The organism is Methanoregula sp., from assembly GCF_023227875.1.
GTDB lineage: Archaea > Halobacteriota > Methanomicrobia > Methanomicrobiales > Methanospirillaceae > Methanoregula.
On record NZ_JALOCH010000001.1, the window covers coordinates 332132 to 345965 of the forward strand.

Here is a 13834-nt window from a genome sequence, read left to right on the forward strand (position 1 = left end):
TTGGAAAATTCCGCCAACAGTGCCAGCCCCGACGCCAAGAAGTAATATCAATAAATTTTCTTTCAATTTAATTTTTTATTTATTCACTGTCTATTGCGTGTTATTAAAAAAATATTTTTTATGAAAAGGTAATCTGCCCCGCCGTGCCCCGGAGGGGCCCTGAGGCGGGGAGCCATCCTTACGTTCCACTATCAGCGAAAACTTATGATAGAAGAAAAAGTATAAAAATTTACAGTATGCTCTCGAGCTTCTGCTCGAGGAAGTCAAGGCCTTTCTTGATGTCCTCAATGGTCTTGCCGCCCGTGAGGATGATCTTTCCTGATGAGAAGAGGAGTGCGACGATCTTGGGGTCCTTGATGCGGTAGACCAGGCCCGGGAACTGTTCCGGCTCGTACTCGATATTCTCAAGGTTCAAAGTAATGACCACTTTATTGAGGTTGATGTATTTGCCGATATCGTACGAACAGACAATATTGGTGACCGCAACCTTGGGTTCCTTGAACGTGTCCACACCCGCCTCCTTGAGGGACGTGATGATGATGCCAAGACCATCCTTGAGCGCCTTATTGTCACGGATACCGGTCAGCACGACCTTGCCCGATGAAAAGATCAGGGACGCGATCTTCGGTTTCTCGATACGGTAAACAGCGCCCGGGAACCGTTTCGTATTGAGTTCGCAGCTCTTGATCTTGCTGGATACATCAGCAAGGTCAATTGAATCGGCAATCACACCGGAGGCTACGATGTTCTCAATTTTTAATGAAGCGTACTTTTTATCAGCCATCCATTACACTATGCTGCCCCCTGAATCATAATACTAATGGACAACCTTTATGTCCCCTCGCTATGCCCTTATGTGTCGGCGGAATACGTCCTGAATTTACCCGGTTTTTAATAGATCCTGAAGGCGATTCTGGTCCTGAAGTGCATGCTTTTTACTATCGGTTTTTACCATTGGCGGATATGATGCGGGCCGGAAAAAAGGGACAGATTGAAGACGAACCGGATGAAACACTGTTCTCGATTCTGATGAAGAAGACCGGGCATGGGACGGAAAGCTACGAGAAGATGTGCGGACAATTCGCCATCGATATCCCGGAATATTATAACTTCGGGTTTGATGTGATCGATCAGTGGGCAAAAAAGGACCGCAACAAGCTGGCCCTGATCTGGGTAAACCAGCAGGGTGAAGAGAAAAAATACAGCTTCCTTGACCTGGCCAACCTCTCCAACAAGGCGGCAAATATCCTCCTGAAGTATGGCATCAACAAGGGAGACCGGGTCCTCGTCATGCTCCCCCGGATCCCGGAGTGGTGGATCTTTGCCATCGCGCTGATCAAGCTCGGGGCGGTATTTGCCCCCTGCCCGACGATGCTGACGTCACGGGATATCAAGTACCGGGTGAACAAGGGCAGGTTCCGGATGGTCATCACGGACCTTGAGAATGCCTCAAAGGTAGAGGAGATCTGCAACGAGTGCCCGACCCTGACCTCCCGGTTCCTGGCCGACGGGGAACTCAAGGGGTGGGCCAGTTTTCCCTATGAACTGCTCTACCCGGCGCCGGTCTCCCACCGTTCGGTGAGCATCCCTGACGACCTCAGGACAAAGAGCACAGACCCGATGCTGATCTATTTCACGTCCGGTACTACCGGTGAACCAAAGATGGTGCTCCATAACCACGGGTATCCCCTTGGGCATATCGTAACTGCCCGGCTCTGGCAGGACATCCGGCACAATGACCTGCATTTCACGGTCGCCGATACCGGATGGGCAAAATGCGCATGGGGCAAGATCTTCGGCCAGTGGATCGAAGGCGCCTGTCTCTTTGTCTATAATTTCACCGGCAAATTCCAGGCAACCGAAGTCCTCCCCCTGCTGGAAAAATACCAGATAAGCACGTTCTGCTGCCCCCCCACGATCTACCGGATGCTGATCCTCGCTGACCTGGATAAGTTCGACCTGTCGTCACTGCGTCACTGCACCAGTGCCGGTGAACCGCTCAACCCCGAAGTGATCCGTGTCTGGAAGGAAGGGACGGGACTGACGATCTGTGAGGGGTATGGACAGACCGAGACTGCCTGCTGTGTCGCATCATTCCCCTCAGTCGAGCCCCGGCCCGGCTCAATGGGGAAGCCCTCCCCGGGATGGAAGATCGAGGTGCACGATGATGACGGGAAACCGCTCGGCGTCCATGAGGAGGGCAGGCTTGCGATCCACTGCAAACCCCGCCCCCCGGGCCTCTTCGTTGAATACATCGATAACCCGGAAGAGAACACGAAATCGTTCGTAAACGACTGGTACTATACCGGTGACAAAGTCTACTATGACAAGGACGGGTACTTCTGGTTCGTCGGGCGCGACGACGACGTGATAAAGAGTTCCGGGTACCGGATCGGGCCGTTTGAGGTGGAGAGTGCCCTGCTGGAGCACCCGGCGGTGCAGGAAGCCGCGGTTGTGGGGTCTCCCGACCGTATCCGCGGCCTGATCGTCAAGGCATTCGTTGTCCTGAACAACGGGTACGATCCCTCTGAATCACTGGTAAGGGAGATCAAGACCCATGTCAAACACACCACCGCTCCCTACAAATATCCCCGGGAAATCGAGTTTGTTGCAGACCTTCCAAAGACAATCTCCGGCAAGATCAGGCGCAGCGAACTCCGGGCGGCCGAACTGAAAAAGTACCATAACCAGAAATAATAACCAGAAATACCTTTTTTTCAGGCTCTCATTGTGGTGCATTTTTTTCTCTCTCATAAAACGAATGTACGACAATGAATTTTCCGCCCGGTCTCTATCGGGTATGGTGCACTATTAATCGAAAGATGTAATAAGTGCACCACTAAATGGATCTGTATGGTGCGATACTCCGTTACAATGAATGATAACCTGGCAGAAACGATCGATAAATCTGCCAAAGTGGAGAAGATGTCCCGGTCCGAATGGATCACCGAGGCCTGCGAGGCCCGGCTTGCTCCTTCTTCCGGCACCGGCACACTTGGTGCAACCACTCTTCCCTCTGCGGGACCGGTTGTTCCTGCAGACCACTACAACATCGGCGATTATGATGCTGCAAGCCGGAACTTCAGGATCGATGTACCCGAGTATTTTAATTTCGGGTTTGACGTCATCGATGCCTGGGCGCTGAAAGACAGGAACAAGCTCGCCATGATCTGGCTGAACCAGCAGGGCGTGGAGAAGAAGTTCACGTTCTGGGACCTTATGCGTCTCTCCAACCAGATCGTCAACATGCTGATCAAGTACGGTGTCAACAAGGGAGACCGTGTCCTGATCATGCTCCCCCGCGTCCCCGAATGGTGGACCTCCACGCTTGCCCTGATCAAGCGTGGTGCAGTGTACTGTCCCGCCCCCACCATGCTCACCGGCAAGGACCTGAAATACCGGATCAATCTTGCCGAGATCAAGATGGTAATCACGAGCATGGAGCATGCCGACAAGATCGATGAGATTGCCAGGGATTGCCCGTCACTGAGCTGTAAAATGGTGATTGACGGCAAGCGGGACGGCTGGATCAGTTACCCGGTGGAGCTCGATTACCCCGCGCCGGTCTCGGCAAAGCTCGTCAACCTGCCGGGAATGAAGAAGACCCGGAGCACCGACCCGCTTGTTATCTTCTTCACCTCCGGCACCACGGGCGAGCCGAAGATGGTGCTCCATGACCACAGTTACCCGCTTGGCCATATCGTTACGGTGCGGTTCTGGCACGATGTGCGGACCACCGATCTCCATTTCACCCTCTCCGACACCGGATGGGCAAAGAGTGCATGGGGCAAGTTCTATGGCCAGTGGATCGAAGGAGCAGCAATCTTCGTGTACGATATACGGGGGAGGTTCAATGCAACCGAGATCCTGCCGCTCATCGAGAAATACGGCATCAACACGTTCTGCGTCCCCCCGACCATCTACCGGATGCTCATCCTCGCGGACCTCGACAAGTTCGATTTCTCGGAACTGCGCCACTGCACCAGTGCAGGCGAACCGCTTAACCCTGAAGTGATCAAGGCATGGAAGGATGCGACCGGCCTGACCATCTACGAGGGATATGGCCAGACCGAGACGGTGCTCTGCGTGGGGACCTTCCCGGGTATGCAGCCGAAATTCGGGTCAATGGGAAGGCCATCGCCCGGCTGGCAGATCGAGCTGCACGATGATCACGGAAAACCGGTCCCGCTCCACGAAGAAGGCAGGATCGCGATCCGGGTCAACCCCCGCCCGGTCGGCATGTTCCGGGAGTATCTCAACAACCCCGATGAGAACAAGAAATCCTTTGCCGGCGACTGGTATTATACCGGTGACAAGGCATACCAAGATGAAGATGGCTTCCTCTGGTTCATCGGCCGTGATGATGACGTGATCAAGGCATCGGGATATCGTATCGGGCCGTTCGAGGTCGAGAGTGCCCTCATGGAGCACCCCGCGGTGCAGGAAGCGGCAGTTGTCGGTTCGCCGGATGACATCAGGGGTCTTGTTGTCAAGGCCTTCATCATCTTAAAACCGGATATCCGACCTTCGGAAGGTCTCGTGCACGAGATCCAGAACTATGTCAAGAAAGTAACCGCCCCCTACAAGTACCCGCGCAAGATCGAGTTTGTGGAATCGCTCCCCAAGACGATCTCCGGCAAGATCCGCCGTAAAGAACTGCGCGACCAGGAGATGAAGAAATACCAGAATGATATGAACGGGCAGAAGAAGGCGTGAGCCGTCCTTTACCTACCCTACCTTTATTTAATCCAACAAGGTAATCTATACAGGCGCGAGGGTAGCCAAGCCAGGTCAACGGCGTCAGGTTCAGGGCCTGATCTCGCAGGAGTTCTTGGGTTCGAATCCCATCCCTCGCATTTTTTTATTATTTTTCCACTACTCCACGCTCGATCAGCAGCTTCGCATAGTCTTCTCCCGATAATGTGCAGCGGATAAGAACATCCAGTTCTTTTCCGGACAGGTGCAGCTGGACCCGCATATTAGCGAGCAGATCCGCGTTGTACTCTTTGACCCCGTGACTCAGGAACGTGTGAACGCCGGATATCTTCCCCTCGATGCAGAGATAAAAGATCCTGTGATGGGTGGACCGCTCTTCAAATCCTTTCCTGAGAAGGGCGGCCGAGATATCCCGGGCCTTCCAGGACTTCAAGAACCGGCCCCGGCAGCAACAAGAGATTTGAGGTGGGAACGGAGCTGGAGTGCATCTTTCGTAAGGTTTGCCGGATTATCAGCTACATAGACTTCCCAGAGTGCTGACAACTCCTCAGAGATCCCGGCAATGCCTTCCTCAAGAGTTGGTGCTGAAACCAGAAGCCCGAACTCTTCGTTTGACAGGGTGAGCCGGTCAGCATCGTGCTCGACTGTAATACGGAGTTCACGAGCGAGCCTGCAAATACGATCGTTGATTTTCAGCCGGTCGAGCGTGATAATCTGGTTTGCCATCTTCAGCATACGTACGCAAGTGTATCATTCAGAAGATGATAGGGTTTTTGATCAGGATAATTCCGGTACATGGAAATCCTGTTGATATCAAGACGAGATAAGGGCAGGGACAGCATCCATGATAATCTGTCACAACCCGAAAATAAGATGCCATTGAATTACATCAGGTCCAAGGCCTAGTCCCGCAGGGGTTCGCCGGTTCGAATCCGGCTCCTCGCATCCCCATCCTTCTTGATTTTCTGTGTCGTGAGCTCTGCCGGTCTCCCGGAGAACCGGTATGCGTCCTTCGGCACGGTGATCTCAAAGCGTGCGCCCGTGCCGAATTCCCCGGTCTCCTGGATCGCCATCCCGGTGATCGCAAGGATCTCCTTTGCCAGGAACATGCCAAGCCCGGTATTTTTCCCGAACCCGCGGTTGAAGATCAGCGGCTTGTCTTTTGGAGGAATCCCCATGCCATTGTCTTCATAGACACAGATGATCTCCTCCCCGTTCTCCTGGCACGAGAACCGGATCAGGTCCAGCTGGTCTCCTCCATGGCGCAGGGAATTATCGACAAGATTGTAAAAGACCTTGGTCAGGAGCGGATCGGCCAGCACTTCGAGGTCCGACCGCGAGGACTCGATCCTGACATTCCGGAGGGTGAGGCCCCGTGTGGACTTGACCAGCTGCATGCTTACGTTCTGCCACGAGGGTGCGATCATACCCATGGTCTGGTAATCCCGCGTGAACAGGATCTGCTCTTCGATCGTTGCAACAACCTTCTCTTCCTTTGTCAGCAGCTCCACTTTTACCGGGTCTGACTCCTCGTCCTTCATCAGGTCGAGATATGCCCTGAGTGCGTTCAGCTGGTTGAGGATATCATGGCGCGTGATGCTCGATAAAAGCTGCAGTTTGGCATGGGCAATCTTGAGTCCGCTCTCCGCAAGACAACGGTCGGTGATGTCTTCGGTTGTTCCTTCAATGGCGATGATCTCCCCCCTGGCATTTTCGATCCCCCGTGCGTTCAGGTTCAGCCAGATGTGGCGCCCGTCCTTGCGGATACATTCAACATCCATTGCCCGGACCGCTTCGCTGCGTCCGATCCGCATCACGATCTTGTCCCGGTCCTCCGGGTGCACGTACAGGTTCCGCATGGTACTGACTGAAGATTTCAGGTCTTCAGGCGAATCATATCCCAGTATCCGGGCAAAGGCAGGGTTAATCTCGATAATCTTTCCCTCCGGTGCGGTCCGGTATATGCCGAGGATCGCGTTCTCAAAGATGTTCCGGTACCGCGTCTCGCTTGCCCGGAGCGCCTCCTCACTTCGTAGGAGATCTTCGTGGTGGTGGCGGAGTTCCTCTTCAATGGCGGTGAGTTCCTCAAAGGATGCGGCCAGGTCCTCATTTTTCCGGAGCAGCGACTCCTGCATCTTCCGGTGTTCGGTGATGTCCTCGATGATACAGACCGCCCGGAATAAAGCGCCGGACTGGTCCTTAAGCCCGCTTGAACTGACGCTCACATCGATCTGCCCGCCATCTTTTTTGAGCATCCCGTACATCTGGTTTCGTGAGGATCCGTTTGTCAGCACCAGGCGCAGGTATTCCTGTGCTGCGGTACGATGGTCCGCATGGACAAGGGATGCAAATGGCTTTCCTGTGATCTCCTGCTTCTGGTACTGGAGCACATTCTCTATCCTACGGTTGCAGTCAACAATGGTCCCCTCGCGGTTCACCGAGATGATGAGGTAAGGCGCTGCATCAAAGATATGGCGGAATTTTTTCTCGTTTCTTGCCAGCTTCTCTTCTGCCAGTTTCAGGTTGGTGATGTTTGTCACCATGGCAAACGAACCGCTGAAATTACCGGCACTGTCATACAAGGGGGAACCCGATACCAGGAGCCAGCAGGTGCTGCCATCCTTCCGGATAAAACGGCGTTCGTATTGTTCGCTCTTCCCGCACTTGCGGTTCATTTTCCGGAGCAGGTGATCCTGGGTATCGTCCGGTCGCATGAAATCTGCAATATTTTTCCCCAGCATCTCACGTTCAGTGAATCCAAGGAATTCGGCGAGTTTTTTGTTCACGAAGGTTGTTGAAAAATCCGCGTCCAGCATCCAGATGCCTTCGTTGGCAGTCTCGACAATCCGGCGGTATTTCTCCTCGCTCTGGCGCAGGGTGTCTTCTCCCCGTTTCAGTTCGTCATAGTTGGCACGGAGTTCTTCTTCCTGCGCCGTCAGTTGCTCGTAGGCAGCAGCCAGCTCATGGTTCTTTTTCTGGAGTTCTGTCTCAGTACGCCGTCGCCGCTCGTCATCTTCCCGTACTTTGAGCGCAAAGGTCAGGTCACGTGCCATCTCGTCCAGGAGCGAGATGATCTGGTCATCGAAGAAACCGGTCTCGGGAGCACAGAGCGTCAGTGCGCCGGCATATCGTGTGCCTTCGGCAAAGGGGAATGCCGCAATCGCATGGTAACCCCTCCGTATCGCCTCTGCCTTCCAGGGATACATGAGCGGATCTTCCGGCGTGATATCGCAGATCTCGTACTTTCCTGTACGGACTGCTGTTTCGGTCGGGTTTTCCGCAGAACGTGCATCGTCCGTTGAACCGGTCAGGTGCTCCAGGTACCCTTCGGTATGCCCGTACGATGCAACCGGGTCGATCGTATTGGCCGGCCCGTTGACCATGCCTGCCCATGCCATCCGGAACCCCCCGTTCTCAACGGAGATCCTGCAGATCTCTTCAAGCAGGTCATGGACATCATAATTCCGGACAATTGCCTTGTTGGTTGCGCTGAGCACCGAGAACAACCGGTTGAGTTTATAGATGTGGAACTCGCCCTGGCGGTGTTCGTGTGCAGTGATGATCTTCCGGGCAAGCTCGGTGAACTGCGGTTTTGGCGCACCCCCTTTCTGGAGATAAAAATCCGCGCCGTATTCGAATGCTTCGACCGCCACTTCTTCGCGTCCTTTGCCGGTAAAGATGATGAACGGGATCTTCGGGAACAGTGCCCGGAGTTTCTTGAGGAACTCGATCCCGTCCATCTCCGGCATCTGGTAATCGGATACGATCACATCGTAACGGGTGACACTCATAAGTTCCAGCGCGTGTGAAACCGATGTGGTGATATCCACCTTCAGTTTGCCGGTGCGCTCAAGGTAACGCTTGCCGATGTCGAGGAGTGCGTCCTCATCATCCACATAAAGAACGGAGATCATATGGTGCTTACCTGAAGCGTGGCAATGCCCATTTTGTTATAATTGGATTTTTTTTTTAGAGTAGATATAAGACTCGATTTGATCCTGACCGGAATAACCGACGGCAGTCCTGTCGAGTTAACGGAGTCGTTGACATAATTACTGGCAGGTGTACTTTTCACCGGGAACCGGACTGGCTTCCGGACCGGTGGCATAAAAAGGCTGGTGGTTTATACCAGCATGAACGTGAAGAAGTAGAACGCGATCATCGGGATGAATAACGCAAGATAGAGTGAGCGGTTCCACCGCCAGATCGCACCGCCATCCATCGTGGAGATGGGCATCAGGCTGTAGACCGCGGTGATGAGGTTGATCGTGAACCCGACTCCGCCGGCAATGGCCCAGACCCCGCCGAGCCGGACCATCGCAAGGAAGAGGACCATCAGGATAATGCTCACGACCGGACCGGCAACCATCTCGATGCCCGTCTCCCGGGTCTCGTCCGGTCCCCCTTCGCGGTTCACGAGGTTCCGGTACGGCTGGGCAAAGGCGTTGCCAAAGAGCCACGCGGTCAGGAACATGATGGCCGTCCCGAGGCCCCAGAACCGGGTGTCGGCATCGTACCCGTGTTTCGTGGCAAAATACCGGTGCGCAAAATCATGGAGTACGACTGATACTGCACCGACAAGCACGTAGATGAGCACCATCTGCAGGTCCAGTTCTACCCGGTCTGCAAGCAGGAACGCGAGCGCCACCATGATCACGGCAGCCTCGATCACGAGGACTTCCGTTGCGGACAGGCCGAAGAAGTGCTGTTCCCTCGTACGCGCAGCGATACCCCGTGCCTCGATCTCTTTATCGCTGAGTTTTTCGACCGCATGCTCACCGACAAGATCCGCGAGGAACCTGGCCGCCCTGAACGCGATCTGGGAGAGCATGCCGATATTGGCGATCAGGACCTGGATCACGATCACCCCGAGGCTCGTAATAACCGCGGCAAGCGCCATGAACTGCGGCGGGATATATGCGGCGGTTGGCAGGTTTTTCTCCGTGGTCCCTTTTGCCACCTGGATCAGGCCGACGATTCCTTCATCCCGCTCTTTTTCCGGAGCAGCGGGAACGGTTACGAGTACCGTGCCCGGGAGGCTGGCATTGATGAAACCGGCCTGTGCAAGGGCATCGCTGCCGAAATTATTGGACCCTTTCAGCTTCACGGTATACGTGCCGGGCTGCTGGTAGGTGTGTGACGGGTCCTGTTCTGTTGATGATGTCCCGTCACCAAAGTCCCAGTCCCATGCGGTTGGTTTGTTCTTCGAGATGTCCGTAAACGAAACGGCCAGCGGGATCGTTCCCTGTTGCGGGGTGGCGGAAAAATCCATGACCGGTGGGTTGCCCACACCGATGTACGCGGTCCCGGTTTTGGTATCAGAACCGTACTGGTTGGTGACGGTGAGCCGGACCGTGTATTCCCCATCAGCGGGATAGGTATGCGAAGGATTCTGCAGGGTGGATGTGGTGCCGTCGCCAAAGTCCCAGCGATAGGTCATGGGAGTATATCCCCGCGAGGTATCCGCGAAACTGACCGTGAACGGCGCAGACCCGTACCGCGTACTGGAAAAGAAGTCTGCAACCGGCGGGTTGGTCACGGTAATGTAGCCCGCCCCGGACCCGTTTCCCGTATCCGCGGCCACGGGAACGAAGAATATCCCGGCAATGATTACCAGAAGGAGCAGGATGAGCTGTGGGAGATGTTTCATGGTTCACCAGAGGAAAATGCCCGGGTGAAGGACAGACAGGGGCATTTCCGGTTGTATCAGTTCAGGTATTCTCTCAGCACGTTTAAAGAAATTGGTTAAACGAGGGGTCATCAGACCCCGAGTTGGAGAAGAAGGTCAACAGACGTTCTTCGACTTACGAGGGGTTCGAAGAACCTGCGGTTCTTCTCTTCCTCATAGTTCTGAAGAACTATTCGGATTCTGATGAAGGTCTCGGATTCATACGCCCCGGGCACAAGAAGAAAATCATCAGATTTTCTTCGAAGTGAGAGAGGACATCAGTCCTCGAACATGAAAAGAAGATTCTCAAATCTTCTTTGTCGTGTCCCCTTTCATGAGATGCTTAACGAGAATGAAGATGACCAGAGCAATAATGACGAAGTCAATGATTGCCCCCACGTAGTCGCCGACAAGGAATTTCAGGGGCCCGATCTCAAGCGTGGCCATCTGCCAGTCCCCTCCGGGTACCACGACCGCAATGATGGGCATGATGAGATCGGTCACCGTAGAATTGACCAGTTTCGTTGCTGCCGTTCCGATAACAAACGCAACCGCCAGGCCAATGACCTGGTATTTCTGCAGGAAGTCCATGAACTCCTGACCGAATCCCTGAGCACTTTTTCCCAGGGCCGGGACTCCGCCCCCGATCAGTTTCTCTGCATCGCCAAGTGTTTTGTCAACCATCGTGAATCACCAGTGTTTTTGAGACGCGGGACGATATTGTCCTCAAAACGATCGATCGTGTTTGATCCTGATTATTGTTTGGTACAAAAAAGGAGGTTCAAATCCGGAATTCATGGGATTTCATTACGATACACGTGTCATGGTACCGATGATTGCGGTTTTTCCCTGGTAATGTGTCTTTGAACCGAGAATCTCGATCGTCATTATTTTTCCGTCCGGCATGAGGCCCCGTACGGAGTATTGTTCGGATCTGGTAATCCCATCAATACGTTTTTGAACAGCCTGGAGAATGCGCTTCCGGTCTTCCTCAATAAAAATCATGACAAAATCCGGCAATGCCAGCAGCTCGTCAGCACTGCGGCTAAAGAGCGCCGCGAATGCCGGGTTCACATACACGAACCGGTTGTCCTGGATCATGTAGATCCCGACCATCATCGACTCAGCCAGGCTCCGGAATTTCTCCTCGGATTCTACAAGGGCGGTCCTTGCCCTCTCCAGTTCCGTGATGTCGATGATCGAAACAATGCTCTTCTTCGTGCCGGGGATCATCACGACCGTAATGAATGCCCTGACACGGGACCCGTCCCGGGATATGAACGAGAACTCGTAATTGCGGGGCACCGATGCCGGGTCCTCCCGCCGCTGCCGGTGGTACTCTGCCATCCTCTGGACGTCTTCTGATGAAACAAACAGGGTCCACGGCAGTTTTCCTTCAATCTCTGTCCGCGAGTACCCGGCGATCTTCTCAAACTCGCGGTTGACTTTTATGACGATTTTATTCTCGCCAAGGATCATCATGGCAGTACCGGTTGACTCAAATACCGTCCGGTAAATCTCCTCGGATTCATGGATTGCCCGATCAGCGTTCCTGCGGGCAAGAGCATTCGCGATGATCTGGGCATAGATCTTCAGGATATCGACGTCCTCGTCCGGCCAGGCAGCTTCCTTTCGTGTGGTGTCAAGGCCCAGCGTCCCGATGACGACCGGGCCGGCCGTAAGGGGAACGAGCAGGTATGATTTGATCCCCAGTGCCTGCAGAAAATCCTTGTACTTCGCGGCTTCCTCCGGCTCAGATGGCAGGGCAGCAACGCTTTCGACCCTCACCGTCTCAAACGATTGGGCACGGCCCGGTGCCGGGGGAAAGGCGCCTGCCGCCATCGTGCCAACCATCTCTTTTAACGAGGGGATCCCTTCAGCCACCCATTCATGGGTCCAGGTGATATGGCCGGACACGTTTATATCCCGCGCAAGATAACAGCGATCGGCCCCGGCCTGTCTGCCAATCTCCGCGAGGAGCTCGCTGATTGCCCCATCGATCTGGTCTGCAGGCAGCCGGATGAACCGGGTCGAGGCTACCGAGGCCTGCCGGATCAGTCCGACCCTGTTATGCAGGGCCTGCTCGGCCTGCCTCCGGGATATGGCCTGGAGGACCTTGTGCCCGAGCTCGGCGAACTGCGCTCTCGCGTCCCCGCCTTTCTGGAGATAAAAATCAGCCCCGGAATTGATCGCTTCGATCACCACTTCTTCCCGGCCTTTCCCGGTAAAGAGGATGAAGGGGATGTCGGACGATCTCCTCAGGGCCCGGAGAAACCGCAACCCGTTGCACTCCGGCATCTGGTAATCGGAGATGATGGCATCGAATGACTGGTTGACCATCATCTCCATGGCGGTACTCCCGGATTCGGCTGTTGAAACAGAGAACTGCCCGGATTGTTCAAGGAACAGTCTGCCCAGTTCGAGGAGGTCCGGTTCATCATCCACGTAGAGGATGGAATAGTGAGCAGGCATGATCGGGATACAGTATAAAATCCGATTATATTCTGGTAATTGGCTGTATTGATAAAAAAGTATCTCTGTGCCTAAACCAGCGGTTCGGGCTGCTGGCCGGAAAGCGAGGGGAGCCGGGTCGGCTTGATTAAGACCTGCTCGCTGGTCCGGCGTATCTTTTCCATGATGAGTCCTTTTCCTTTTTCCGTCATGGCAAAGATGGGAATGGAGACGCCGGCCTGCACGAGCGCCCTTGGGCCGGCTGCATCGCGGATCGTTTTCGATGCACAGGAAGTCACGAGGTCAGAGGCCGATACCAGTCGCCCGGCCTCTTCGTCCGTGAGACCGGTCACGTGGACGCCGAAGATGAGCGTATCCGGGTGGATCCTGCGGATCGTCCCTGCTGCGTCCGGTCCTGCCACGGTCACGGCAATGTTCCGGAACCCTTTACTCGCAGCGAGAGCAACACCGGCAACCGCGTCCATCGCGGCATGTTCCCGGTCAAGCACAAACCCGCCGTCTTTCTCGATCCGGTCCATGACCTGCGGGTAGGGGCAGGTCGAGAAGAGGCCGGACATCCGGCCCCCGATACCCTGCGCCATCGCGGGCTTTGTGACGACGACCGTGCCGGCCCCGTCACAGGCAATGACCGCGGCGTCAATGATGCCGGCATGGAGGCCGAAGCTCAGCAGCTCGGAAGCCCCGAACCCGACAAACTCCCGGGTATCGAGGACTTCGCGGTCGGGGGTACACATGCCGAATGCCTTGATCCGGTACTCGATGTTCGCCTTGACGGACTCTGCCGTGATGTCAGGGACCGGGTACGCAAACCGTCTGGCCAGCGGGCAGTCCTGGATCTGCGGCTTGCCAACGTCCACGACGTTGCCGTTGCGGACCACGATCCGGCACCGGCCGATCGCCTCGATGATGTGCTCGTCTTTGTCGTGCGCCATAGTCTCGCTCTCATAAGAATTTCCGGGTCGGTACTTAAGGATATTG

The 13834-nt window shown here is 54.8% G+C and carries 10 protein-coding genes and 1 tRNA gene; 3 read left to right on the top strand and 8 right to left on the bottom strand.

Annotated elements, in window-relative coordinates; genetic code table 11:
* Positions 1-229 precede the first annotated feature (229 nt).
* Positions 230-784 (bottom strand): TATA-box-binding protein, encoded by a 555-nt coding sequence (locus tag M0R30_RS01850; protein WP_292542566.1) that lies wholly within the window; start codon positions 782-784, stop codon positions 230-232.
* A gap of 245 nt (positions 785-1029) precedes the next feature.
* Between M0R30_RS01850 and M0R30_RS01855 the strand changes: the two genes are divergently transcribed.
* From M0R30_RS01855 to M0R30_RS01865, 3 genes are all read left to right on the top strand, one after another.
* A complete protein-coding gene (locus M0R30_RS01855) occupies positions 1030-2697 on the top strand; it encodes an AMP-binding protein (protein ID WP_292542783.1) in 1668 nt (555 codons plus the stop codon).
* 156 nt (positions 2698-2853) lie between these two features.
* Positions 2854-4716 carry an AMP-binding protein gene (locus tag M0R30_RS01860; protein WP_292542568.1) on the top strand — a complete coding sequence of 621 codons (1863 nt, stop codon included), beginning with the start codon at positions 2854-2856 and terminating at the stop codon, positions 4714-4716.
* Positions 4717-4771: 55 nt separating this feature from the next.
* Positions 4772-4856 (top strand) — tRNA-Leu (locus M0R30_RS01865).
* A gap of 8 nt (positions 4857-4864) precedes the next feature.
* On the opposite strand, the gene M0R30_RS01870 is transcribed toward M0R30_RS01865, so the two are convergent.
* The 7 genes from M0R30_RS01870 to M0R30_RS01900 all read right to left on the bottom strand — a co-directional run bounded on the left by M0R30_RS01870 (position 4865) and on the right by M0R30_RS01900 (position 13788).
* Positions 4865-5149, bottom strand: a complete 285-nt coding sequence (locus M0R30_RS01870) for a hypothetical protein (protein WP_292542570.1) — start codon at positions 5147-5149, stop codon at positions 4865-4867.
* A complete protein-coding gene (locus tag M0R30_RS01875; RefSeq protein ID WP_292542572.1) occupies positions 5146-5451 on the bottom strand; it encodes a hypothetical protein in 306 nt (101 codons plus the stop codon). Before M0R30_RS01875 ends, M0R30_RS01870 begins: the two co-directional genes overlap by 4 nt.
* 167 nt (positions 5452-5618) lie before the next feature.
* Complete coding sequence (locus M0R30_RS01880; protein ID WP_292542574.1) at positions 5619-8630, bottom strand: PAS domain S-box protein; 3012 nt, start codon at positions 8628-8630, stop codon at positions 5619-5621.
* A 209-nt stretch (positions 8631-8839) separates the two neighbouring features.
* Positions 8840-10366, bottom strand: coding sequence for a PKD domain-containing protein (locus M0R30_RS01885; RefSeq protein WP_292542576.1), 1527 nt, complete (start codon positions 10364-10366; stop codon positions 8840-8842).
* Between the two features lie 324 nt (positions 10367-10690).
* Entirely contained in the window at positions 10691-11068 is a 378-nt protein-coding gene (locus M0R30_RS01890; RefSeq protein WP_292542578.1) for an MscL family protein, read from the bottom strand.
* Between the two features lie 123 nt (positions 11069-11191).
* The gene (locus tag M0R30_RS01895) at positions 11192-12856 is read right to left on the bottom strand and encodes a PAS domain S-box protein (protein WP_292542580.1); all 1665 of its coding nucleotides are present in this window, start codon (positions 12854-12856) and stop codon (positions 11192-11194) included.
* Positions 12857-12927: 71 nt separating this feature from the next.
* Positions 12928-13788 (bottom strand): methanogenesis marker 8 protein, encoded by an 861-nt coding sequence (locus tag M0R30_RS01900; protein ID WP_292542582.1) that lies wholly within the window; start codon positions 13786-13788, stop codon positions 12928-12930.
* Between the last annotated feature and the right edge of the window lie 46 nt (positions 13789-13834).

Coding starts and splice junctions, on each gene's coding strand:
- M0R30_RS01850 (WP_292542566.1), bottom strand. CDS start 784: ATGGCTGATAAAAAGTACGCTTCATTAAAAATTGAGAACATCGTAGCC.
- M0R30_RS01855 (WP_292542783.1), top strand. CDS start 1,030: ATGAAGAAGACCGGGCATGGGACGGAAAGCTACGAGAAGATGTGCGGA.
- M0R30_RS01860 (WP_292542568.1), top strand. CDS start 2,854: ATGGTGCGATACTCCGTTACAATGAATGATAACCTGGCAGAAACGATC.
- M0R30_RS01875 (WP_292542572.1), bottom strand. CDS start 5,451: ATGCTGAAGATGGCAAACCAGATTATCACGCTCGACCGGCTGAAAATC.
- M0R30_RS01880 (WP_292542574.1), bottom strand. CDS start 8,630: ATGATCTCCGTTCTTTATGTGGATGATGAGGACGCACTCCTCGACATC.
- M0R30_RS01885 (WP_292542576.1), bottom strand. CDS start 10,366: ATGAAACATCTCCCACAGCTCATCCTGCTCCTTCTGGTAATCATTGCC.
- M0R30_RS01890 (WP_292542578.1), bottom strand. CDS start 11,068: ATGGTTGACAAAACACTTGGCGATGCAGAGAAACTGATCGGGGGCGGA.
- M0R30_RS01895 (WP_292542580.1), bottom strand. CDS start 12,856: ATGCCTGCTCACTATTCCATCCTCTACGTGGATGATGAACCGGACCTC.
- M0R30_RS01900 (WP_292542582.1), bottom strand. CDS start 13,788: ATGGCGCACGACAAAGACGAGCACATCATCGAGGCGATCGGCCGGTGC.